The organism is Streptomyces sp. NPDC096339 (genome assembly GCF_044762985.1).
Taxonomy (GTDB): Bacteria; Actinomycetota; Actinomycetes; order Streptomycetales; family Streptomycetaceae; genus Streptomyces.
On the sequence record NZ_JBIWFI010000009.1, the window covers coordinates 86,329 to 108,475 of the forward strand.

Below are 22,147 nucleotides of genomic sequence, written 5' to 3' on the forward strand. Positions count from 1 at the left end.
CGATGGTTGGCCCGTACGGCCAGATCCGCGCTCAGCCGCGTAGACGTACCGACGGGTCAGGGGGTGGGCGAGGCCTCCGTGAGTGCCATCCGCTCTCGGACCGTCTCCTGGTGCGAACCATCGGCCGTGCTCGCAGCCACTGCTTCAGCGTCCTCGACGGAGCACGGCTTCCCTGCTCGGGTGAGAAGAACGAGTGGCCACGCCGGACCCGCACCGGCCGGCTCTCCATCGAAGGCAGTCCAGTCCCAGGGGCTGTCGAACCGCCATGCCCTGCCGGTGACATCGGCGACTTCGTCGCCCACCTGGAGAGACGCGTACGGACGCATCAGCAGCTCGAAGGTGAAGGGAATCCCGTCGCCGGGGTGGATGGGGTACCCCGAGCCATCGAGATGGCTCCCGTCCGAGAACTCGCGATAGGACAGACCTCGACGCAGCACGGTCACAGTCCGGGTGGGATGCGGCAGCCAGGCAGTCTCCAGCGGGGGATCGTGGTGGTCGACGGCCGTAACGTGACCATGGTGGGCGGCACGCCGACCCGGCAGACTTCTCCGGCCTTCAGCTGTTCGGGCGGAGGTCCGTTCGGAACAGCTCGGCCTCCACCTCAGGCGGAACGTGGCCGCTGCCGACCACGCCGAGCGCCACGATTCCGTTCCAGTGCGCGAACTCGTTGGCGTCGTCGATTTCCCACCACGGCCATCGCACCGACACGTGACCCCAGATAGCACCCTGCTCGATCCTGGTAACCGTGAAAGGGCCACCTATCGCGCACAGTCACAGCAGTTGTGACCGTGCATCGCATATGGCCTGGGTGGACAACTTCGATGCTCAGCCTCAGGGCGGGGAGCGTCATGGGTGCAGGTGTGGTGGCAGGCAAGATCACAGCAACGCAGCGATGCCCTCCCGGCTCTCGGGCAGCCCGGCCGCGCGGAACCACAACACGTTTCCGGCGATGCCGCCCGTCGCCTCGTCGGTGTCCACGAAGGCCCGCAACAGGTTGCGTTGGGCGGGGGTGAGCGGGTGGGTCGGGTCGTACCCGCCGGGAAAGGCTCTGAGTAGGATCGGCCCGCGTTCGTGGTCGGTGACCGACGTGCCGCTGGCGGCCACGATGGCGACCGCCACTGGTGCCACCTCCTCGAAGGTTTCGGCCAGGGCGAGCGCGGAGCGCAGCACGGTGAACCGGAACCACCCGTCGAGCCCGGGCAGTGGCTCGGGGAACCAGCCGTCCGTCGTTCGCGGGTCCCGCAGGGCGTCGAGGAGGACGGCGAGAGCGCGTGGCCGATCAACTTGGGCGGGCCCGAGCGCGGCGCAGACCCGCACAGCCGGGTCGGAGTCGGCGAGCAGGTCGGAGGTGTCCATCCCCCACACGCCGAGCGCCCGCGCCACGCTCGCTCGCTCCCGTCGCCCCGCCACGGGACCCAGCCGTGCCCGCAGCAGCGTGGCGGCCGGCGGCACCCGGTCGGCGAGCCCTGGGGCGAGGAGAAGTGGCATGGCGGCGCCGAGCGCGGCCTCGCGGACGTGGGGATCGGGAGAGGAGAGGAACGGCTCGACGGCGTCGTACAGGGTGGGGCGTATCTCCCGGCACGCCTGCAGTGCGGCGAGTTCCTCCGGATCGTGCTCGCGTCGCGTCTCCTCGTGCCAGGGCTCCCACTCCCAGTCCGTTCGGTCGCGCACCGGATCCTCCCCATAGGCGGCAGACTCGGCAACCTGCCCCAGCCAGACCAACAGGGCGGCCCGCAAGCTACGCGGCGGCCCGTCGTCCCACGGAAAGTGCCCCTCGTGCTCGGCGAGACCCACGGGGTGGTCGAGGAGCATGGCGACGAACAGCGCCGCGGGCGCGGTGACGGTGTACAGGGATCCCTGGTGCAGCACGCCCATGTCCAACGCGGCCAACGCCTCGGACCGAACCTCGGAATCTTCGTCCACGAGGGAGCACAGGGAGACGGGTATGTCCTCGCCGGAGCCGTAGGCGTGATGGAGAGACTCCCAGTCTGTCCCCAACAGCAGTTCCCGGGCGGCTGTCGGCAATCCGCTCAGGATCCGCGTCATGCGGGCACTCTCGCTATCCGTCATGCACACACCCTGCCGGCACCCACCGACAACTCTCCTTTCTCAGAAGAGGGACGAACGGGGAACACCCAGCTCAGCCCACGCAGGCAGCATGACCGAGGGCCGCAAACGGTCACGCGTTGCTCAGATCAGGACGGCCCAGGGGTCATCGTCCGGTTCGGGCTCTTCGGGGTGGAGCATGCGGCGAACGCGGCGCAGAAGTCCCGGTTCACCGGATCCGGCGGCGGCGGTCATCCACGGCAGGGCGTCCATAGCGTGCCCGAGTTGGGTGGTGGCAAGAGCATCAAAAGTGTGGTGCAGGCTCTCGGAGGCGGGTTCGTCCGTGAGGCAGAGCCCTCGGCGACGCGGTGAAGGGCCCTCTGGTATGCCTAGGCGTTGCCTGGCTGCATCTGTCGGGCGCGAAGAGGTTCGGCGGCCGGATGGATTGGCCCCAGGGGGAATCCGAGGTAGCCGGCGGCGGAACGGCGAGACCAGTGCTGTGGCCGGGAAGGTTCGCCGGGTTGAGGACGCTGGGCCCCTCGGTGTTGTCAGAGGGAGGCCTGATGATATTTCCCGGCCAGTCACATACCAGGGACGAGGGAAGACATGCCATCGCCATTGGAACGCCTCCAGGCACTGCTCGGTGAGCCGGAGGAGGCGTGGGGCTGGCCGCGCCAAGAGGTCTGGGAGGCCTCCGAACAGCACCTCGGTGTCACGCTGCCCGCGGACTACAAGTCTTTCATGGACGTGTACGGGCCTGGAACCCTGGACGGGTACCTCCACCTCGACCGGCCGACTGGTCTCATGACCCCTGCCGAACTCGAGGACTTCTGGTCCCTGGAGGGCTGGCGCGACGCACGCAGAGGGTCGGAGAACCTCTACCCCTTCCCCTTCCACCCCGACCCTGATGGGCTCATCCGCTGGGGCCACGACGAGCACAGCAGCGAGTACTACTTCCTGGCCAGCCACCCGGATCCGGGCAACTGGGAGATCGTGGTCGGCAGCGAGTGCGCAGAGTGGTACCGCACCAGCGGCAGCTTCACCGACTTCCTGATGCGCTGCTTCGACGGCCTCGACCGGGCACCATTCATGGACCACGCCTGGCCCGGAGGCGACGCCCGCTACGAACCCTTCGACATGTAGTGCTGTGCCCGGGAAGGGTTACCAGGTCGGGCGGTCAGGCTGCCGTTTGCAGTGGTCTGCCGCCCCAACGGACACCTCGTTCGCTGCGGATGCGGGCGCGTTCGCGTCGTTGGGCGGCCAGGACATCGGGGTGACGGGCGTTGTTGTTCCGCCGGCGCAGGTAGGCGTGCAGGGCCCGGGTCTGGACGGTGTGGTTGTGGTCGGAGTTGGCAGGGTGAACTGCCGCAGCGGTCTGAAGTGGGCCTCGATGGGGTTGGCCCAGGACGCGTAGGTGGGTGTGATGCACAGCTCGACCCTGTTCCTGGCCGCCCACCTGCGGATTCTCCAGTTCAGGTGGGCGGCGAGGTTGTCGAGGATCACGTAGATCGGGCCGCCGTCCGGGCGGGCAGCACGGATGGATCTCAGGGCGGCCCAGGTGTGATCGGTGCCCTTGCGGCGCCGGTTGACACCCCACATCTGGTCGTCGCCGACCGAGTAGCAGCCGTGGAAGTAGGTGATGCCGTGCGTTCGCCGGTATGTGGCCGGCAGCCGGTCGGGGCGGCTGTGTTCGGCCCAGCAGGAACCGGCGGTGGGGCGAATGCCCAGCGGCCCGAACTCGTCGAAGGCGAACGTGCGGTCCGGACGTGCGTTGAGCGCGTACTCGATCCGCTCCAGCTTGATATCGAAGGCCGGGTCCGGGGATTCCTTTCAGGTCTCCGTCCGCTGGAAGGTGATCCCGCGTCGGGCCAGTAAGCACCGCAGGGCCTCCCTGCCGATCAGGACGGGCCGGGCCATGTTCCTGCGCAGGTGATCGACCAGTTCGCGGACCGACCAGCGGGTGAAGGGCTTGCCCAGCACGGTGGGGCGGGTGGTGGCCGTCTGGATGACGAAGTCCTCATCGTCCCTGTTCAGCAGGCGGGGACGGCCTCCCGCCCACTGAGGGTTGAGGCATGCGAGTCCGATCTCGTTGAAGCAGTAGCCAGTGGCCATCTCCGAGTAGGCCCCCAGCGAGTCCTGGCCATCGAAGCGTCAGCATTCCACGGCGCGAGGCTTTCGCGCCCAGGCGATCACCGAGCGCTGGAACGTGGCGTGGAACCCACCGGACTCCGAAAGCGCGATCTGCTCAGCCAGCAGAGCCTCAGCGCGCTTCCGCGGGATCAGCCCGCCGGTCCAGGCGGCGTTGGCGGCCCGTTCCAGGGAGATGACGTGGGAGAGCTCGGTCAATGAGGAGTAGACGATGAGCTCGACCTCGGTACGTACATCGGTGAAACCCGCCTGGATCAACAGGCGACGCAGCTGTCTGCCCATCTGACGGTGCGGAATGTGGCGGCCGACCGCGCCGGTGACGACGCGGGCTGCCTCCGTGTCCGAGGAAGCCAGCACAAGCGATTCCCAGTCCGGTTCCAAGGCCGCGAGCCTTCCGTCCGGGTGCAGGACCCGGTGGGCTTCCGCCAGAACGGCGGCGGGATCGTCCACGTGCTGCAGGACGCGTTCGATACGGCAGCCCGCGAAAGACGCGTCGGCGAAGGGCAGGCGATGGGCATCGGCCCGGGCCAGGCGTGCCGGAAGGCCCAGGGCTTCCAGCCGCCGCCGGCTCGCATCCAGCATCACGTCGCTGGAATCCACGCCGATCGCCCGCCATCCGGCACGCTCCAGCTCAACCAGTTCGTGTCCCGCGCCACAGCCCAGGTCCAGAAAGTCCTGGCCCGGTGATACCGGCATCCCGGCCCGCATCGCGTTCTTCGGTTCGGACAGACCCTGATGCGCGTCATCGAGGTAGGCGAGGAGTTCGGAACCTCGACCGCTGCGGTCGACATCGCTGAAATCGTTCATGGCGGCACCCGCGCGGCAGCCCAGGCGGTCGGCTCCCGCGAGTGTGCTTCCCGATGGTTGGATCCATCTTAGGTCCGCCAGTCGCTTGAGGTCCGCATTCTGGCACACAAGCACGCGAGCGACTTCGCACCATATACCGCCGACCCCCGAAGGCTCCCGCGTCACGCCGGACTGCGGACGAAACGGCCGGGGCACGCGGGTCTGGGATGCCGCCATCTCATTTGGGTGCGGCTCCTTTCAAGGGAAGGCTGTTGATCAGGCGCCGAGTTGGTAGTGGTGCTGGTCGGGGTAGGTGCGCTGGTGCTCGCGGGTGGACGATGTCGTACGGACGGCGCACGGCGGGGACGGTGTCGTGGACGCAGGCGATCGTCGCCATCCGCTTCCGGTTCGGCTTCTCGCCGGGAGCCAGCCGAGCCTGCCGGCCTTGCCGTTTCCTGGCCTCCGCGGCTCGGCGGGTAGCCTCACGCAACGCTTCGGGCCGCATCACCACCCCCTTCCCGTCGACCTGGATGACCAGCGGCATGTCCGCCGTGCACAAAGTCGCGATCTTGTGGTGGTAGAAAGCGTCGATGTCGACGGCGGCCTCGGCGACCAGGCTCTCGGCCCGGCGCTTGCCGAGGACCCTCCCGCACCGGTCCGTGACCGCCGCGACGGCCTGCGAGTACGAACCACGCACCGCCTCACGGACCGCGAGACGTTTGATCCCATGGCTGTGCCGACAGAGTCGCGTCCACGGGGTGCGCGTTCGCCCTTCCCGGGCCGCGCCAGGCGCACCGCGCCACCCTGACTTTGCCGAACAGGCAGGTCAGCTGCCGTTCATGCCCCGTCTCGCGGTACGGGCGTATCTCGCCGCCCTCGCCGCGGACCTCGCGGTCGGGCGGGGTGTGTTCCTCGCGCCAGGCACGCAGGTCGAGGTAGTCCTGGAAGAAACGGCGCAGGATCTCCCGGCCGTCCGTATCGAGCAGATGTTCCACGGCGGCATGGGCCAAGGCGGCCGTCTCGGGTGCCGACAGCCGTGCTGCCAGCGACTTCACCGCCTCCATCGAGCAGGCAAACGGGTCAGGGACATCATCGGTGTCGTAGCGTTCCATCACAGGGGCTCTTCTTCTGGACGGTCGTTCTGGTTGGCACCTACGACGGTAGGGAGAAGAGCCCCTTCCTCACCGGCAGTTGGCTCACCGCGCCGAACCGGGCACCGTCCGGCGGGACGACGCGGTGAACAGACCCGGCGTCTGTTCGTCCAGCCAACCCCGCTCGACCAGACGCTTCAGATTCGACCGGTTTCCCTCGATCTTCGACGTCTGCGCGGGCAGACCGATCCGAGGGACGATCTGCTTCGCCTGCACTGGTTCGGGCGCGTCGTCGATCACGTCCACGATGTCACGGTAGACCGGCGGGAGATCCGCGCTGGTCGTCCCCTCCCGCCAGACGGTCACGGTCTGCACCCCTACCACCCGGCCCCCGCCCACCAGCTCGACCTCCATCGACAGCGGCGCCACCGCATCGACGGCCACGCCCTCGGCCGCGAGCTCGTCCAGCGTCTCCCGCGTCACGGTCAACCGTTCCAGCCGGTTCCGTTCGTCCTCCAGCCGCACGGTCAACGCGGCGATTTCCTGCTCGAGTCCGGCCACCCGGGACCGCACCGCAGCCTGCCGCTCTTCCAGTTCCCCGATCAAACGAGCCCATCCGGCACCGCCTCCTCTACCGGCACGGTAGAGACGACATCACCCCGCCACACCCGAATCAGCGAAACCCCAGCTCAACTGTCCCCGGAAAGGAGCCGCACCCAACTGCTATCGGGCGGTGTCGGCTATGCGGCCGGGAGCGGCTGGAATGCCTGCAACACGGGGTCGGGGAGGAGGGAGGGGCGCGTCGCCTCCACCTCCTTCGCCGTCGGCCGCTTCGCCGGATCCGACGCGATGACGGTGACCGTGTACCGGACCGGGTTCGCGGTGATGTCCGGCCACGTGGTTCCGGGGCACAGGTCGTTGATGACGGATGTTCCCGTGTACGGCGTCTTCCCCACCGGGTGCACCTGGAGACCTGCCTCCGGCTTCGCTTCTGCCACCGCCTTCTTCCCCACCACCTTCCCGTCCCGTAGGAGGAATGCGGTCGGACGGGTGGGGGTGAGGGGGATGGTGATGGCGTGGTCCGGGTGGGGGGAGGTAAGGGACCATGAGGCGGTGAGGGTGTCGCCGGTGCGGGCGGTGGCGGTGATGGCGAGTTTCAGGCCGCCACCGTCGCTGAACGGCCCTGCGATCGCCGTGCCGCATCCGGCATCACGGTTTTGTACCGGTACCTGGGCGCCCGTGGTCGTGTCCGCGTCCGGGGTGCGGTCGGCGGCCGGGGTGCAGGCGGTGAGGGCGAGGAAGGCCAGGGAGACGGTAATGCGGGGTGTCCGGTTACGCATGCGTGCTCCTGGTGTTCGGTGGTGTCCGGTGGTGGGACGGGCGAAGGGCGCCCCTGGTTCCAGGAGCGCCCCTCGCCGGTCGGTGCCGGGGTGTTACGTGTACGGGTTCAGCTTCGCGTTGAAGTTGTTGATGACGTCGGTCGCCTCCGTCCACCAGATCCACTTGCTGTCGCCGGATCCTGCGGACACGATGCCGCGCGCGTTACGCGTTCCGTCGCTGTTGATGCCGAAGACGAGGCCTCCGGAGTCGCCGCCGGTGACGCACCAGTTGGGGTCGTAGCCGAGGACACCGCGCACGGTGTGCCACGATCCGTCGGACCACTGGAAGTTGTAGGTGATGTCCTGGTCGCTGACTTCGATGCCGCAAGGGACGCCGTGGCCGGTGTAGTAGGACATGATGCGGTCCTGGCACACCTTCGGGCCGCCCTCGTACGAGTACTGCCTGAAGAAGGGCTGGCCGATCGCAACCGGCTCGGTCGAAGGAGCCTGTAAGCACTTGATCGGCGACCGCCTCGACACCACCGGAGCCCGCTGGGGCCTCGCCGGCGCCGAAGCCGTCCTGAAACTCCGCGCCGTCCACGCCAACGGCGACCTCGACGCCTACCTCGCCTACCACCACACCCGCGAGCACCAGCGCACCTACCCCGACCAGCACCACTACCAACTCGGCGCCTGATCAACAGCCTTCCCTTGAAAGGAGCCGCACCCATCACAGTTGGTTGTCTCGGTAGGCTGTTGGTCGTGGTGGGGATCATTGATCGGCTGGTGCCGGATGACTTGCGGGATCTGTTCCAGCGGGTGGCGCCGTCGCGGCCTCAGGGCGGTGGTCGGCGCCGGCATGGTGATCGAGAGGTTCTGGCGGCGATCGTGTTCGTGGCAAGGCTCGAATCCTGTCGACCGGGGCAAGTACGGCGCAAAGATCCACTTGATCACCGAGCGAACCGGTCTGGCCCTGTCCGTCGGAATCTCCGGGGCGAATCTGCATGACGGCCAGGCCCTGATCCCGCTGGTGAAGGGCATTCCCCGATCCGCTCCCGCGGTGGCCGGCGACGCCGGAAGCCCGGAAAGCTGGATGGCGCCAAAGGCTACGACTACGACCACCTGCGGCGCTGGATACCCGGGTGCGGCATTACCCACCGCATCGCACGCGAAGGCATCGAGTCCTCCACCCGGCTGGGTCGCCACCGCTGGACCATCGAGCGCGCCATGTCCTGGCTCGCCGGCTGCCGCCGCCTCCACCGCCGCTACGCACGCACGCACAGGCGAGCACTTCTTCGCCTGCACCAGCATCGCCTGCACCCTCATCTGCTATCGCAGACTCAAGCCGACTCCATGCGCTGTAAAGGCTGCGCCATGATGGCACGTGTGAGCAAAGAAACTGTGCTTGAGGCCGTATCACGCCTGTACCAAGAGTTCGTGAAACTTCCCTTCCCTCGCAGATTGGCCGGTGCGGACCGGGCCGGCTTCGACCTGGTGATGCTGGACTCGGACACAGCAGGCTGGATATTCATCTGGGTCGAGAACGGCGGCCGGCTCGACGCGGGAGGTCAAAGCGGTCTGCTCCGCTGCATCGCCCGCCTGGACCGGGTCATACCCGTAGTCAGCGAAGCGGACGACCCTGAGTACTGGCACCGCCTGCACGAGATGGCTCGACTTGTCGCGGATTCACCACACGTAGCCACCAAATGAGATGACCTCTTACTCCCGCGGCCACACCGCAAGGCCGTCCCGGAGCGGCAGTCCATGAGTACCACCTCGGACTTCGCCGGCCACACGCTCGCGAGCGGCGAGAGGCAGCCCCTGGGCGGTACGCTTCCCAACCTTGTACCGCTCGGTGAGCTCGGGGCCGCCGTAGCTGGTTGCGTCCGCTTCCGGGACGAGGGGCCGGTCGGTGCCGGGGAGCCCGATCCTTCGCACCCTGTGGTCGGCCGGCCGCCGTAATCGCGGGATGGTGGCGCTGATCCCCGTGCTCAGCCTGACTCCAAGGTCGCAAGGACGGTTCCAAGTGCGGCCATGGCGCTGAATGACGAGCAGGTACCCGCCCGTTGCGTAGTCCCGGATGGTAGAGGCTTTCGTCAGGACCTATTGAGAGCGAAAGCCCTGTCCCGAGCCTGATGAGCCGTTGTTTTCCTGACGTGATCGGTGGGTTTCCCCTGGTCAGGCATGAACTCCGCAGCAGTGAGGGAAAGCCGGGCCGTCACGTTGTCGGGGATGCCAAGGGTCGTCGATGGCTTGCGACTGATGGGCGTACTGGCGGCGGAGGCCGGGTGGTCTGGGCTGTGGGCAGGGGCGTTGGCCGGGCGGCTGGGCCTGGAAGCGGTGCCGGCTAAGGTCGAGGGGTGCAGTTGAGGGGGAAGCGGCTGGTGGAGCGGGGCTGGCTGGCTGAGGAGCGGCCCGGGGGGGTTCACGCCGAGGCGGGCTGCCGGGTGACGTTTCAACTCCGGGGGCGGGCGAGACGGCGGCTTCCCTGCTTTCGGGCCGAGGCTCGTAGTCCCGGGCAAGGCGCCGCAAGGGCATCAGCCAGCTCAGCGTCCTCTCCACCATCCACCTGCGTGGAAGCACCCCGAACCCGCTCATGTCGTCGGTGCGATTGACGATCTGAAGAGTGAGCCGCCCTGGACGTCCCCTTGACCCGCACTTCCTTTCCTACGACCGTCTCCTATGGTGCGACGCGAGGGGAGAAGGCCGGATTCCGGGGTCAGGTGGACGTCGGGGTCCGTCAGACGAGGTGGATCGTGAAGCGCCTCACGACCTTGGGGGTTGTGGCGATCGTGACGGAGTGGACCCAGCCGCGAGCCTTCTTGTACTCCCCGGTGCCGCCAGTGATCGCGCTGTCGAAGGGACCTTGGTCGAGGTAGTTGAAGTACACCCCCTGCGTGGTGATCTGGCCGCCCGGGAGGGTGTAGGTCACGAGGCACTGCTCCGCTTCATCAGTGCCGCCCCGGGTGGTGACGCAGCTGCCGTGGGTCTCGCCGACCTTGTTGCCCGCCTCGTCGGAGAGTTTCGAGCGGACGACGACTTGATCGCCCTGCGAGACGCTGCGGGGGGTGACGGGGAAGCGGGTCAGCTGCTCGACCTCGGCCAGGACTGTGATGGTCCGGCCCTTACCCCCGGCCTGGGCGGAACCGGTGTCCGTCGCGGCGGCCGCGACGGGGGTGCAGGCGAGGAGGGTGACCAGCGTGGCCGTGCCGAGGCAGGCCGCTCTGATGGGGCGCATCATGCGACTCCTGAGGTTGATGTTCGGGAATAACCGGATGGCGAACTTCCATCCGATCCCGTTCGATTCCCTTCATAACCTCGACTCCGCCGCGCTGCGGAGCACCCCGGCACGAACCTCCGGCACATCCAGCCGGTCGGACCAAAGTCAGGCGGCGGAGCTCGGCACGAAGCCGAACGGCAGCTCCAGGCGATGCCGGGCCATGAGCTCCTCGTCGGCGACGATCCCGCCCTTCGGCCCGTCGGCGGCGATGACGCCCTCGCTGAGGACGACCAAGCGCGGGCAGAGCTCCAGGGTGTGCGGCTGGCAGTGGGTGACCCCGGTCGGGCGCTCCCCGGCGTCTCCCGAGAGCCTGATTGATGAATGTGCAGCCATTTATCTGCCGCCCGACCTGCCTCGACTGCGAACCCTGGTGACCTACCTGCGCGGCGAACCCGGCCGTGCGGAGCAGGGCCTCGCCGTCGCCGAGGAGCGCGAAGCCCTCGCCCCCCGGAGGCTGCCGCCCTAAGGAGCCGCCCGCGTAGCTGATCGAGCGCAGAATCGGCACCGGCCGGCCCCCTGTCCACCTGCACGCCGGACACTGCTGGGACACCGGCAAGCGCTGCTCCCTCGCCACCCCCGAGCAGATCCGGCAGCTCCTGGCCCAGGACATCCCCGCGTGCATCCGCTGCCGCCCCGACACCGCTACCCGCCGGGCGCCGAGGGCGGGCGTCGCCGGGTCCGCATCGACCGGGAGATCCTCGGCTGGCTCCGCTCGGACCAGGTGATGCGCAAGCCCGTCCCGGCGCCGTGATCTGCCCGCCGCAAGGCGGCCGCCCGCCCGAGCATGGCGGCGAGTTCGCCTTCGGCGACCCAGCCACGTGGGGCGAGGCCACCGCGGTCACCGTCACCAACACCAACCTGTGCGGGACGGCGACCGCGCAGGCGTGGGACCGGCTGCACCCCCGGCTGACGCGGCAAGCCGCGTGGGGTGAGCAAGCTCGTCCTGGCCGCAATCGCCCGGCTCTGCCTCGCCCGGCCGCCCGCTCGGCTCGAAGAACCGACAGCCCGCCATCCGCTACGACGCCGGACGAGTCCTCGCCATCGGCGACGCCTACACACGCCCCGCACACCACAAGGTCGGCACCAAACCCCGACGCAGCTCAGAACCGAGTACAGCAGCGTGAATCTCCGGGCCGACGGCGTGGTGATCGTGCGACGATTCGTTTGCCAACAGAGGAACGAGCGGGGACGAAGGACGAAGGACGATGCAGTACATCAACCTGGACGCACAGGTCGGCAACCTGTCAGGCGTCATATCTCCTGCTCGGTACCTGGAGCGTCTGCCCTCGCTGGCTGACGCTCTACCAGTCGGCGCCCGGGGCTTCGCGACTGCCTCGGAGCACTACGACTTCTCCAGCAAGCGGTGCGTGAAGGACCTGGAGGTCCAATGCATCCGCAATGTCGGAGCTGATGACCAGCAGATGGAGATCCAGTTCCGGCACAACTGCTGGAAGCACGACGAAGACCTGGTCATCCGCTATGCAGGCGTCTCCGGCTTTGACGCCGGAGGCGTTGAGGACAACGACTGGGCAGGCCTCGGGACCGTAATCCTTGACGAGATCCTGCCCCACCAGAACGGTTGCAGCCACGAGATTGCGTTCTGGAACGGCTCACTCACCATCGTCTGCCGTGATCTCGTCGCGAGCTGGACCGAGGCTGACTGCCCCGACAACTCATAGGCAAGCAAGTCCTCCGCACACGCAGCCAGCCCGCTCGCCGAGGTCGAACGGCAAGCTGAGACGAAGTGGACCGACGAGTTGCTGAATCCGCTGCGGAAGGCCGGCGGTCCGTTGGCGGACGCCGCGATCGAGGAGCTTTGGAACCCAGTGCTCTGACCGGGAAGGTTCACCGGGTTGGTCGGTGGGGTTGAGGCAACCCGTCCATGGGTCGATCGGCATGCTGGGTGACAATGGCGCCGTGGAGTCAACCAATCGGATCATCGTCGCCTTGGATTTCGACAGCCGTCGAGCGGCTGAGGAGGTCGTCGACCGTCTGGGTGATGAATGCCGTTTCTACAAGGTCGGCCTGGAGCTGCTCACGGCGGCGGGACCCGATCTCGTCAAGCACCTCGTAGCCCGGGGCAATGAGGTGTTCCTGGACCTGAAGCTCTTCGAGATCCCGACCTCCGTTGCCGGCGCGGTCCGTGCGGCAGGCACACTGGGCGCTTCGATGGTGACGGTGCACGGCATGGGCGGCACCGACATCATGGCCGCCGCCGTCGCGGCGGCTCGCGACTTTCCTCGCCTGCGCGTCCTGGCCCTGACCGTCGTGACCAGCATGACCGGCTCCGACCTCGCTGACCTCGGGGTCGATGCCTCGACGGAGGAGCAGGTGCTGCGCCTGGCCCGGCTGGCGAACCGCGCTGGATGCCATGGCGTGATCGCATCGCCGCAGGAAGCCGCGCAGTTGCGGGGAGTACTGGGATCCAGATCCCTGATCGTCACGCCGGGAGTCACCCTGCCCGGTGAATCCCAGGCCGAGCACGCCCGCCCCGGGACGCCGCGTGCTGCCATCGCTGCCGGTGCGTCACACATCATCGTGGGCCGGGCCGTCACCCGAGCCGAAGACCCCGTAGCAGCGTTCCGGCTCGTCCGCGCCGACTTGGGGCTGTGACCGCAAGCACCCACCTTTCGCCCAGCAGGACCTGGCCGTGGGGCGGATGCCCAGTGGTCCGAACTCGTCGAAGGCGAAGGTGCGGTCGGGCCGTTGGGTGAGTGCGTACTAGATGCGGTCCAGCTTGGCGTCGTAGTCCGGGTCGGTGGATTCCTTCCAGGTCTTGGTGCGTTGGAGGGTCACTGAGTGGCGGGCGAGCGGACAGCGCAGGGCCTCGCGTCCGATCCGGATCGGATGTGAGACGTTCCGGCGCAAATGATCGGCGAGTATCCGGACCGACCAGCGGGTGAAGGGCTTGCCCCGTTTCGTCGGGCGGGTGGTGGCCGTCTGGACGACGAAGTCTTCGTCGTCAGGAGTCGGCAGGCGGGGACGGCCTTCCGCCCACCGAGGGTCCAGGCAGGCCAGCCCTATCTTGTTGGACCGGTGGATCACATCGCGCACGGTGTCCTCGTCCGCCTGGACCAAGCGCGCGATGACGGGGACGCTGTTCCCGCCGGCCGAGGCCGGCAGCATCATCGCCCGCCGATGGCGCACCGTGCTGGTACTGCCCCGACGCACGATCCGCTGAAGCTTCTGCCCTTCCTGATCGGTCAGTCCGCGGGGCCCTGACCCGTTGTGCCACCGAGCCTCCCATGCCGGTTGGACGTGACAGCAACATCCAACCGGCACCAGCCCCGCCACCGCGGGACCAGCAACCCGGTGAACCTTCCCGGTCACAGCACTAGCCGCTGGCGCGGACCAGGCCCGTCTCATAGGCGAGGATCACCAGTTGGGCGCGGTCGCGGACGCCGAGCTTGGCGATCGCGCGGGTGACGTGGGTCTTGGCGGTGAGCGGGCTGATGGAGAGCTGTGAAGCGATCTGGTCGTTGGACAGCCCGGTCGCGATCAGGCGGGTCACCTCGACTTCCCTCGCGGTGAGTACGGCGAGCCGCTCGGCAGTGTCGGTGGGGGCTGCCGGACGGTGCGCGAACTCCTCGATCACCCGTCGGGTCGCGCTCGGCGAGAGCAACGCGTCGCCGGCCGCTACCGCCCGGACGGCCTGGCGCAGGTCGTCCGGTTCGATCTCCTTGGTGAGGAAGCCGCTGGCGCCTGCGCGGAGGGCCGCGAAGACGTACTCGTCGGTCTCGAAGGTGGTAAGGACGATGACCCGGCAGCCCGCCAGTTCAGGATCCTCCACGATCAGGCGGGTGGCGGTGAGGCCGTCCGTCCCTGGCATGCGGATGTCCATGAGGACAACGTCGGGGCGGACGGCACGGACGGAGCGGACCGCCTCATCCCCCGTGCCCGCCTCCCCGACAACCTCTATGTCCGCGGCGCGAGCGAGGAGGCTGCCGAACCCGGCCCGCACCAAAGCCTGGTCGTCGGCGAGGAGAACCTTGATCGTCATGGGTGGAAGCCTGGCACAGGGATGACGGCTCGCACGAGCCATCCGTCGCCCTGGCCGTGCGGTCCGGCGGAGAAGTCGCCGCCGAGCGCCCGGACCCGCTCGTCCATCCCGCGCACCCCGTGTCCGACCGCCCCCGATATCTGCGCTGCGGTCCGGCCGTCGTCGGTGACATGCACCTCCACCCGCCCGCCGACCAGCCGGACGGTGACATCGGCACGAGACGCCCCGGCGTGGCGGACCGTATTGGTCAGCGCCTCCTGGACGATCCGGTGGACGGCGAAGGACACCGGTGCCGGGATGGCAGCAAGGTCGCCGGCCGTCTCCAGCCGGATGTCCAGCTCCGCCGACCGCACCCGGTCGACGAGCGCCGCGACCTCGCAGACTCCTGCCGCGGGGTCTTCAGAGGCCTCCCCCGGCGCGCGCAGCACGTGGACGAGCGCGCGGAGGTCCCGTACTGCCTTGGTACGGACCTGCTGGGCGGTGGTGAGCGAGGCCCGCGCCTCCTCCGGCGAGTCGTGCAGGGCTTCGGCCGCGACCCGGAGATGGATCCCGACGACGGTGAGGGTGTGCCCGACGACGTCGTGCAGTTCGCGGGCGATGTCCAGGCGGGCCTCCGCGAATCGCCGGTCGGCCTCCAGGTCCCGTTCCCTCGCGGCTCGCAGCAGGCGCTCGTCGAGTTCGGCACGCCAGCGGAGATGGTTGCGGTATGCGGTCGCGGAGGCGAGGAGCACCGCGAGCCACAGGGCCTCGGCGCCCAGGGAGATGAGGACCTCGCGCGGGGTGGCGCCACCCGCCGTTGTCTCCCAGGCCGCGGCGAAGGCGAGTTCGGCGAGGCCGACGCCACCCGCCCACGGAAGGCCGGGGCGGCCGGGCCGGTCGTCGGCGGCCAGGGTGGCGTAGGCAGCTGAGACCGGCCACACCCAGCCGCCGTCGGTGAGTCCGGAGGTACGCAACACGACGACGGCCTGCACGCTCAACAGCAGCACGACGAGCGGCCACCGGCGACGCGCCAGAAGCAGCAGACCCAGCCAAAGGGCGAGCGGCAGGGCTCCCGCGGCGTCGAGTCGGCCGCCGAACCGGGCGGCGCCCGCCAGGACGGCGACGGCGGTGCCGGCCGCGAGAAGCCCGTCAACCAGCCGTACCGCGCGGGGGTCGGCAGGGGCGGGAACGGGAGGTCGGTCCATGCGCCGATCATGCATGACGGTCCCGCCCCTGCTCGTTGCGGGTGCCCGCCGCGGCCAGGGCAAGTGCGACCCACCCCAAGTCAGCCGCGAGTACCAGACGTTCGACAAGACCGACAAGCGTGGGGGTGTCGCCGAATCCCAGCGAAGGGCCGCCGTCCATCACGTCGACCAAGAAGACCGCAAGCGCCGCGGTAAGGGTGGCCGAGGCCATGGTGAGGGCGTTCAGCGCTGTGCGCAGGGCCTGCCGCTGCCGGGCCGCGAGCGTCCTGCGGAGCAGTACCGCAGCGGTCGGCAGGGCGGCGAAGGCGAGGAAGGCGGCGTTGCCGTGTACGAGTTCGGAGAGGGAGGGGCGGCTCCAGTGACCGGGCGGGTCCGCCGGGAAGAGGGCCGCGACCAGGATGCCGGCCGTCCACACCACGATCGCAGCCCGACCCGCCCGCCGGGTCCTGGCGCCCAGCCGTACCACGAGGACGGCGGAGGCGGCGCCTACGGCCAGCAGGGCCACCGGGAGCAGCCGGCCGGCTGTGCCGTGTACGTAGCGGCTGAGGGTCTCGCTCACCAGGTCGTACTCCGGGTTGAGCGCCTCCACCGCAGCCATCGCCAGGGCCCCGATGCCGATCAGGGTGAGCGGAGCCCGTACTCCCGCTGCCGGAGCCGTGTTCGTCGCTGTCATGCCGTCCTCCTCGGTGTCGTTCCGGTGATCCAGAACCTACGGAGGGGATGGGGGCGGCCGCGTCGTCCCGACGCTGACATCTGCTTGTACACCGGACGGTGTCGTCGTCGGAGCAGCTGCACCATTCGGTGTAAGCACTGGTTGCTCTGGCTTTGGTTCGCCGGGATTAGGCAGGGGGACGTGGGCCTGCGCTGGTGACCGTGCCGGTACACCAGCCCGGTTGATCGGTTTCGCACCAGAGGACGTCGAGCTGTCGGCGGGTGAGTTCTTCTGCCTTCCGGAGGAGGGCCGCCTGCGCGGTGTCCGGCTCGGACGAGGACGCGGGATCGGCGAGCGCTCCGTCGGCGACGCCGGCTGGTCCGGTGAAGTAGACGGCGTACCGCCACCCGTCCAGGGTTCGGTACAGGACGAGAGTCGTTGGTGTCCCGAGGGTGCGCCAGTAGGGTTGCCGCTTGCTTGCCATGCCGGCACGGTACTGCTCCTGGTCGGGCCTACTGCCCATGCGGCGCTGGTCAGTGGCCGTTGGGCAGGTAGGTCGCGGGGTATCGCTCGGGCCTACTGCCCTGCTCGGCCCAGCACGACGCACCCGTGGGTCGAATGCCGAGCGGTCCGAACTCGTCGAACGCGAACACCCGGTCCGGGAAGCGCTCCAGCACGTGCTCGATGCGGTCGAGCTTGGCGTCACGGTCGGGGTCCGGGGACTCCTTACAGGTCTTGGTGCGCTGGAAGGTGATGCCGCGTCGGGCGAGCAGACCCCGTAATGCCTCGCGGCCGTGGTGGCCGTCGGGACGACGAGGTCCTCGCCGTCAGGACTGAGAGGACGTTAAGTCCGTTTCTGGTAGCGGTCACGTCCGGGTCGAGGCGAGATCGGCCAGGCGGGCCTCGGCCTCGCCAAGGGCAGTGGTGAGCCGTCCGATCTGCCCGCGCAGGTTCTCGGTGCGGTCCGCGGCCTCGTCGTGTTCGGCCTGCAGCAGACGCAGGACTCAGGGTGAAGTAGTAGAACACCGCCGACCAGGCCGGAAATTCGTGCGGCAGGAGCCTCCACTGACAGCCCGTCCGGTTCTGGTAGAAGATCGCGTTCACGACCTCCCGCACATCACGGGAGCCCGGGTCCCCGGTCGCCGACCATGCCGCCCGCTCTCGTCGCGTACTGCACACGAGTCAACGACTCAGGGCAACAGGGGCGCGTGTGCCAAATGTGTCTGAAAGAGGCCACGAAAACAGTTGATTTTCATGGTTAGTATCCAAGAACGGGCGATGCTGTATGCCCGAACTGTCAGCCTTGAGGGAAGGGACGGACATCATGCGTGTACGCCGGGCTCTTGTTGCGCTTGCGGCGGCACTACCACTGATCGGAGTCTTCGCAGGCTCGGCGACCGCAGCCGGCACAGCGAAGAACTATGAGGTCATCGTCTGCACCGAAGGTATTTTCGGGAGCGCGAACGTCGTCGGCTACAACGAGAAGAACCAGCTCGTCCAGACCCCGGACTTCAAGCTCGACTGGGGCGGTCGGTGCGGATACGCGCCCAACTACTGGTTCAAAGAGGACCAGGTCGTCACGATAAATGCCAGCGACTACTTCAACCTGTGGACGTTCCACATGGACGTGCGGTACTGCAAGAATTACAGCGCTACTCAGCGGCTCTGCAAGCTCCCGTACTGATCAAGGCGTTTTGTTCGCCACCAGTCCCGCCGGTGGTGATCGGCACACCTCGGACAACACCCTTCGGCCGTGCCATACCCCCGGCACGTCCCTCCTGGGGACGGCCTTGAGCCCGCCACATCCGGTCGGCGAGGACAGGCACACACTGGCGTTCGCAGCCGGATGACGCGATGGGCAAGGCCCCAGGGTCAGGTCGTGGACGCGTCCGGGTCGTACGGATGGCGCGGGTCCGATTCCCGTCATCCGTTCCACAACAAAGCCCCAGGTCAACAACCTGGGGCTTTGTCATTGTCCAAGCCGTCACGGCCCGTCGGTTCCCGTTGGGTTGAGCAAGCTTGCCAGAGTCGCGTAGGAGCGGTCCCAGGTCCATTCCTTCTGGACCCAGTCGCGGCCCTTCTCTCCCATCTCACGGGCGAGTCCGGGGTTGCGGAGGAGTCTGGTCAGGCGGTCCGCCGCCGCCGCAACCGATCGGCCGTCGACGACGTAGCCGGTCTCGCCCTCGCGTACCGCGTCGGGGGCCCCGCCCGAGTCTCCCGCCAGGACGGGGAGTCCGGACGCGGCGGCCTCCAGGTAGACGATGCCCAGACCTTCCACCTCCAGGCCGCGGTGGCGGGTGCGGCAGGGCATGGCGAAGGCGTCGGCGGCGGCGTAGAAGGAGGGGAGGGTGTCGTGGGGGTGACCGCCTGCGAAGACGACCGCGTCCATGACGCCTTCGGCCAGGGCGAGTCGGCGCAGTTCGGCGGCGTAAGGACCGTCGCCGACCAGCAGGAGCATGGCGTCCGGGAGTGCCCTGCGGATCCAGGGCAGCGCCCTGATCAGGGTGTCCTGGCCCTTGCGCGGGACCAGTCGGGCCGCGCACAGGATCACGGGGCGACGGCCCAACCCGTAGCGGGTCCGCACCGGGCCGCCGTCCAGGAAGGGGCGGAAGGCCATGGTGTCCACACCGGGGACCAGGCGCGCGGTGCGGGTTCCGGGGGTGAGGGCCGCCTCGATCGGCCGCCGGGTGCTCTCGCCCAGCCACGTGAGGGCGTCGACCTCCGTGCCGATGCGGCGCAGCAGCGCCCTGGCCCCGGGGGTACGGGCCCACCACACCTCGTGGCCGTGCGTGGTGGCGACGACGGTACGGAGGTCAGTCGCCCGGCGCAGTCGGCCCGCCATCAGGCCGAGCGGTGCCGCCGCACCGAACCACACCCGGTCGCAGCCGTACCGGCGGTCCACGGAGGCGGCGTGCGCGGCGGCCCGGGGGGTGGGCAGGAGGGTGCGTGCCCGGTGGCGTATCACGGGGTACGGAAAGGACTCGTCTGGTACCGGCTCCGCTGCGGCCGGGTCCGCCGACGAGGTGAAGACGACCACCTCGTCGGGTGGGAAACGGTCGGCCAGTTCGCGGACGAACGTCTCTATGCCGCCCTGCCGGGGCGGAAAATCGTTGGTGATGATCAGCGTGCGGGCTCCGGATTCGCGCTTCATGCGGCGGCGACTTCCTTGGAAGGAGTGGCGGGGGTACTGCGCCGCTGCCGCATCCGGTACGCCAGCGCCCCGAGCGTCACCGGATAGACCAGGTAGCCGAAGCGGGTCGAGGGCATCAGGGCCATCGCCAGGCCCAGCCCGAGCGCGAGCCGGACGGCCGCCGCCCGTGTCGTCACCGGCGGCCGTGCCGCCAGCGACACCACGATCAGCAGCGCGCTCACCGCGAGGAGCGCGAGCGCGATCACCTTGCCGCCGGGGGCGTACGTCGCGAGCAGATGGCCGGGGAGCGGGCTCGCGGCTGGTGAGGCAGTACCGGTGAGGCCCAACGGGAAGGCGATCACGCTCCGGTAGAAGCCGGCGGGGTCGGAGAGAGCGAAGGGCAGCACTGCCGCCGCCGCGGTGGACAGGGACACGGCCGCGTACCGCAGCGCGGGCCGGCCGCCCTGGACCACCGCGATCAGTGCCAGTGCCACGGGCAGTGCGGGCCAAGCCGTCCACTTGAGCGCGGCGCCGGCGCCGAGCGCCAGCCCCGCGCGGCCCGGCCGACCCTGACCGGCGAGGACGATGCCGAGGCACATCAGGCCGGCGACCGGAAGGTCGGTCCCACCCACCGCGAGGGGCAGCGCGATCAGAGGGCAGGCGAGCAACCGGGCCCTGTACATGCCGGCCGCGACGAGGGCCGCCACGAACACGCCGCCCAGCCACCAGCGCGGATCCCCGGGCAGCACGCCGAAGAGCGCCGTTCCGGGCAGGTAGGGGTTGAAGTCGGCGACGGCCGCGGGGGCGGCGGCGTACGGGCTGCCAGTCGCGAGCAGAAGCAGCCCCGACCGCTCGACGACCGCGACCTCCGACTGCCCGAGTCCGGCCGCCACCGACGAGACCAGCGGCACCACGACGGCACCCGCCACCGCAACCGACCGGGCGGCGGCGCGCGAGCGCTCACCGCAAGCCAGGGCCGCCGCGACACCGTAGCCCGTCCCCGCCATCACGCCCCACATGCGATGCGGCCCCAGATCCGAGACCAGGGCGAGCCCCAGCGCGACGAGTGCACAGCCGGCCCACGCGTACCGCTCATGGCGTACGCACCGGGCGTGCCGCACGTACCGTTCGAGGTTCTTCGTCATGTCCACCGACACTAGGAATGCTCGGGCCGGAGAACGTCAACCGAGGCTCCGGACCCACGACTCCACCCGTGGCATGACAGCCGGCCGCAGAGTCAACCCGTGCGGTGACGCGTGCACCCGCCTCGGCACGGATCATGGACGCATGAGTTCGCCCCTCCTGCATCGCCTCCGTGCCTGGATCGCCACGCCCGTCTACCCCTGGGTCACCGGCGGGGCCCTGACCGTCGGTGCCGTGGCGGAGCTGATCGCCTTCCCCGGATCCGTGACCACCACGATCGGGGTCCTCGTCTCCTCCGCCTCGCTGATGTGGCGTCGGTCGTTCCCGCCCGTCGCGGTCCTCACGGTCGCCGCGGGTCTGCTCGGGTTCGCCGGCGACGTCAGCCTGTACGTCTCGATCATGGCGAGCGGGCTGATCGGCTGCTACACCCTGGGCCGCAACCGGGTGCTGCACCCTGCGGTGACCGTGGTGGGGGCCGCGCTCGGGGCTCTGTGCGTGAACCTGGTGCACATCAACACCTGGTCGCGGATGGACCTGCCGGTGCCCGCGCTCTGGGAGAGGGGCTCCCTAAGCCTGTTCGCCGAGTCGTTCCTGCTGACCGTGGTCATCTTCGGGGCCGTCATGATGGGGGACGCGGTACGTTCCCGGGAGGAGACCCGCGACGAACGGAACCTGGCCCAGGCCCAGTTGATCGCCATGGAGCGGCAGCAGGCGGCCGAGGCCGAACGGGCGGCCATCGCCCGTGAACTGCACGACATCGTCTCGCACTCGGTGTCGATGATCGCCGTGCAGGCCGAGAGCGCCACGTACACCACTCCGGGACTCACCCCCGAGGCCCGCGACGGCTTCCAGCAGATCGCCGGCACCGCCCGCTCCTCGATGGCCGAACTGCGCCGCCTCCTCGGCGTCCTGCGCACTCCCCCGGGCCAGGGGGGCGCGGCCCTCACCACCCCGCAGCCGACCCTCGACCATCTCGCCGAACTGGTCGATCAGCACCGGACGGTGGGCGGCGAGACCGAGCTGCAGATCACCGGTCAGCGGGTGCCGCTACCCGCCGCGTGGGAACTGTCCGCCTACCGCATCGCCCAAGAGGCATTGACCAACGCGCGCAAACACGCGCCCGGCGCCCGTACCGTCGTGGAGATCGACTACGGCGCCGACCGACTACTCACGCTGCGCATCCGCGACGACGGTCCGGGCCCGGGCTCCGGACCGAATTCCGGCGCGGGCCACGGCCTGACCGGGATGCGGGAGCGGGCGGCCCTTGTCGGCGGCCGACTCAGCGCGGGCGCGGGCCCGGACGGTGGTTTCCTGGTGGAGGCGGAGCTTCCCTGGGGAACCGGGTGATCGGCGTGGAGAAGGAGACGG

At 69.1% G+C, this 22,147-nt stretch carries 21 protein-coding genes and 9 pseudogenes; 10 read left to right on the forward strand and 20 right to left on the reverse strand.

Features of this window, described 5'->3' with window-relative positions:
- Positions 1-555: 555 nt before the first annotated feature.
- Both ACIQ5Y_RS14985 and ACIQ5Y_RS14990 read right to left on the reverse strand, forming a co-directional pair.
- On the reverse strand, positions 556-708 hold the full coding sequence (locus ACIQ5Y_RS14985; RefSeq protein WP_403879776.1) for a hypothetical protein: 153 nt from the start codon (positions 706-708) through the stop codon (positions 556-558).
- Positions 709-876: 168 nt separating this feature from the next.
- A complete protein-coding gene (locus ACIQ5Y_RS14990) occupies positions 877-2,070 on the reverse strand; it encodes a HEAT repeat domain-containing protein (protein WP_403879778.1) in 1,194 nt (397 codons plus the stop codon).
- A gap of 582 nt (positions 2,071-2,652) precedes the next feature.
- Between ACIQ5Y_RS14990 and ACIQ5Y_RS14995 the strand changes: the two genes are divergently transcribed.
- A complete protein-coding gene (locus ACIQ5Y_RS14995) occupies positions 2,653-3,189 on the forward strand; it encodes an SMI1/KNR4 family protein (RefSeq protein ID WP_403879780.1) in 537 nt (178 codons plus the stop codon).
- 34 nt (positions 3,190-3,223) lie between these two features.
- Here the strand turns inward: ACIQ5Y_RS14995 and ACIQ5Y_RS15000 are convergent.
- The 7 genes and pseudogenes from ACIQ5Y_RS15000 to ACIQ5Y_RS15030 all read right to left on the reverse strand — a co-directional run bounded on the left by ACIQ5Y_RS15000 (position 3,224) and on the right by ACIQ5Y_RS15030 (position 7,807).
- Positions 3,224-4,158, reverse strand: a pseudogene (locus tag ACIQ5Y_RS15000) (IS630 family transposase).
- 39 nt (positions 4,159-4,197) lie between these two features.
- The gene (locus tag ACIQ5Y_RS15005; RefSeq protein WP_403879781.1) at positions 4,198-5,001 is read right to left on the reverse strand and encodes a methyltransferase domain-containing protein; all 804 of its coding nucleotides are present in this window, start codon (positions 4,999-5,001) and stop codon (positions 4,198-4,200) included.
- 217 nt (positions 5,002-5,218) lie between these two features.
- Entirely contained in the window at positions 5,219-5,677 is a 459-nt protein-coding gene (locus ACIQ5Y_RS15010) for a hypothetical protein (RefSeq protein ID WP_403879783.1), read from the reverse strand.
- A 4-nt stretch (positions 5,678-5,681) separates the two neighbouring features.
- Entirely contained in the window at positions 5,682-6,092 is a 411-nt protein-coding gene (locus ACIQ5Y_RS15015) for a hypothetical protein (protein ID WP_403879785.1), read from the reverse strand.
- Positions 6,093-6,176: 84 nt separating this feature from the next.
- Positions 6,177-6,677 (reverse strand): hypothetical protein, encoded by a 501-nt coding sequence (locus tag ACIQ5Y_RS15020; RefSeq protein WP_403879787.1) that lies wholly within the window; start codon positions 6,675-6,677, stop codon positions 6,177-6,179.
- Between the two features lie 134 nt (positions 6,678-6,811).
- On the reverse strand, positions 6,812-7,411 hold the full coding sequence (locus tag ACIQ5Y_RS15025; RefSeq protein WP_403879789.1) for a hypothetical protein: 600 nt from the start codon (positions 7,409-7,411) through the stop codon (positions 6,812-6,814).
- A 93-nt stretch (positions 7,412-7,504) separates the two neighbouring features.
- Positions 7,505-7,807: a hypothetical protein gene (locus tag ACIQ5Y_RS15030; protein WP_403879791.1), complete on the reverse strand. Its 303-nt coding sequence runs from the start codon at positions 7,805-7,807 to the stop codon at positions 7,505-7,507.
- Positions 7,808-7,853: 46 nt separating this feature from the next.
- On the opposite strand from ACIQ5Y_RS15030, the pseudogene ACIQ5Y_RS15035 reads away from it, so the two are divergent.
- The 3 genes and pseudogenes from ACIQ5Y_RS15035 to ACIQ5Y_RS15045 all read left to right on the forward strand — a co-directional run.
- Positions 7,854-8,087 (forward strand): annotated as a pseudogene (locus tag ACIQ5Y_RS15035) (ISKra4 family transposase); the annotation flags it as partial.
- A 59-nt stretch (positions 8,088-8,146) separates the two neighbouring features.
- Positions 8,147-8,768, forward strand: a pseudogene (locus tag ACIQ5Y_RS15040) (transposase).
- An 8-nt stretch (positions 8,769-8,776) separates the two neighbouring features.
- Complete coding sequence (locus tag ACIQ5Y_RS15045) at positions 8,777-9,100, forward strand: hypothetical protein (RefSeq protein WP_403879793.1); 324 nt, start codon at positions 8,777-8,779, stop codon at positions 9,098-9,100.
- Between the two features lie 771 nt (positions 9,101-9,871).
- Here ACIQ5Y_RS15045 and ACIQ5Y_RS15050 read toward each other — a convergent pair.
- The 3 genes and pseudogenes from ACIQ5Y_RS15050 to ACIQ5Y_RS15060 form a co-directional block, all read right to left on the reverse strand.
- Positions 9,872-10,024, reverse strand: a pseudogene (locus tag ACIQ5Y_RS15050) (IS5/IS1182 family transposase); the annotation flags it as partial.
- Positions 10,025-10,130: 106 nt separating this feature from the next.
- Positions 10,131-10,631: a hypothetical protein gene (locus ACIQ5Y_RS15055; RefSeq protein ID WP_403879794.1), complete on the reverse strand. Its 501-nt coding sequence runs from the start codon at positions 10,629-10,631 to the stop codon at positions 10,131-10,133.
- A 144-nt stretch (positions 10,632-10,775) separates the two neighbouring features.
- Positions 10,776-10,946, reverse strand: a pseudogene (locus ACIQ5Y_RS15060) (cobalt ABC transporter ATP-binding protein); the annotation flags it as partial.
- A 248-nt stretch (positions 10,947-11,194) separates the two neighbouring features.
- On the opposite strand from ACIQ5Y_RS15060, the gene ACIQ5Y_RS15065 reads away from it, so the two are divergent.
- From ACIQ5Y_RS15065 to pyrF, 4 genes and pseudogenes are all read left to right on the forward strand, one after another.
- Positions 11,195-11,395, forward strand: a complete 201-nt coding sequence (locus ACIQ5Y_RS15065) for a DUF6233 domain-containing protein (protein ID WP_403879998.1) — start codon at positions 11,195-11,197, stop codon at positions 11,393-11,395.
- Positions 11,362-11,794: pseudogene (locus ACIQ5Y_RS15070) on the forward strand (hypothetical protein); the annotation flags it as partial. The gene ACIQ5Y_RS15065 and the pseudogene ACIQ5Y_RS15070, both read left to right, overlap by 34 nt.
- An 81-nt stretch (positions 11,795-11,875) precedes the next feature.
- A complete protein-coding gene (locus ACIQ5Y_RS15075; RefSeq protein ID WP_403879796.1) occupies positions 11,876-12,349 on the forward strand; it encodes a hypothetical protein in 474 nt (157 codons plus the stop codon).
- A gap of 238 nt (positions 12,350-12,587) precedes the next feature.
- Positions 12,588-13,283, forward strand: a complete 696-nt coding sequence (gene pyrF, locus ACIQ5Y_RS15080) for an orotidine-5'-phosphate decarboxylase (RefSeq protein WP_403879798.1) — start codon at positions 12,588-12,590, stop codon at positions 13,281-13,283.
- 15 nt (positions 13,284-13,298) lie between these two features.
- Here pyrF and ACIQ5Y_RS15085 read toward each other — a convergent pair.
- The 6 genes and pseudogenes from ACIQ5Y_RS15085 to ACIQ5Y_RS15110 form a co-directional block, all read right to left on the reverse strand.
- Positions 13,299-13,799: pseudogene (locus tag ACIQ5Y_RS15085) on the reverse strand (helix-turn-helix domain-containing protein); the annotation flags it as partial.
- 205 nt (positions 13,800-14,004) lie between these two features.
- The gene (locus ACIQ5Y_RS15090) at positions 14,005-14,670 is read right to left on the reverse strand and encodes a response regulator (protein WP_403879799.1); all 666 of its coding nucleotides are present in this window, start codon (positions 14,668-14,670) and stop codon (positions 14,005-14,007) included.
- Positions 14,667-15,854, reverse strand: coding sequence for a sensor histidine kinase (locus tag ACIQ5Y_RS15095; protein WP_403879801.1), 1,188 nt, complete (start codon positions 15,852-15,854; stop codon positions 14,667-14,669). Before ACIQ5Y_RS15095 ends, ACIQ5Y_RS15090 begins: the two co-directional genes overlap by 4 nt.
- Positions 15,855-15,861: 7 nt before the next feature.
- Positions 15,862-16,527 (reverse strand): DUF998 domain-containing protein, encoded by a 666-nt coding sequence (locus tag ACIQ5Y_RS15100; protein WP_403879803.1) that lies wholly within the window; start codon positions 16,525-16,527, stop codon positions 15,862-15,864.
- A 530-nt stretch (positions 16,528-17,057) separates the two neighbouring features.
- Positions 17,058-17,300: pseudogene (locus ACIQ5Y_RS15105) on the reverse strand (IS630 family transposase); the annotation flags it as partial.
- Between the two features lie 211 nt (positions 17,301-17,511).
- Positions 17,512-17,667, reverse strand: a pseudogene (locus ACIQ5Y_RS15110) (transposase); the annotation flags it as partial.
- Positions 17,668-17,791: 124 nt separating this feature from the next.
- Here ACIQ5Y_RS15110 and ACIQ5Y_RS15115 point away from each other — a divergent pair.
- Entirely contained in the window at positions 17,792-18,190 is a 399-nt protein-coding gene (locus tag ACIQ5Y_RS15115; RefSeq protein ID WP_403879805.1) for a hypothetical protein, read from the forward strand.
- Positions 18,191-18,490: 300 nt separating this feature from the next.
- On the opposite strand, the gene ACIQ5Y_RS15120 is transcribed toward ACIQ5Y_RS15115, so the two are convergent.
- Both ACIQ5Y_RS15120 and ACIQ5Y_RS15125 read right to left on the reverse strand, forming a co-directional pair.
- Positions 18,491-19,657, reverse strand: coding sequence for a glycosyltransferase family 4 protein (locus tag ACIQ5Y_RS15120; protein WP_403879807.1), 1,167 nt, complete (start codon positions 19,655-19,657; stop codon positions 18,491-18,493).
- Positions 19,654-20,781 carry a hypothetical protein gene (locus ACIQ5Y_RS15125; RefSeq protein ID WP_403879809.1) on the reverse strand — a complete coding sequence of 376 codons (1,128 nt, stop codon included), beginning with the start codon at positions 20,779-20,781 and terminating at the stop codon, positions 19,654-19,656. The genes ACIQ5Y_RS15120 and ACIQ5Y_RS15125 overlap by 4 nt, the downstream gene beginning before the upstream one ends.
- Before the next feature lie 142 nt (positions 20,782-20,923).
- Here ACIQ5Y_RS15125 and ACIQ5Y_RS15130 point away from each other — a divergent pair, with 142 nt between their 5' ends.
- Positions 20,924-22,126, forward strand: a complete 1,203-nt coding sequence (locus ACIQ5Y_RS15130; protein ID WP_403879811.1) for a sensor histidine kinase — start codon at positions 20,924-20,926, stop codon at positions 22,124-22,126.
- Positions 22,127-22,147 lie beyond the last annotated feature (21 nt).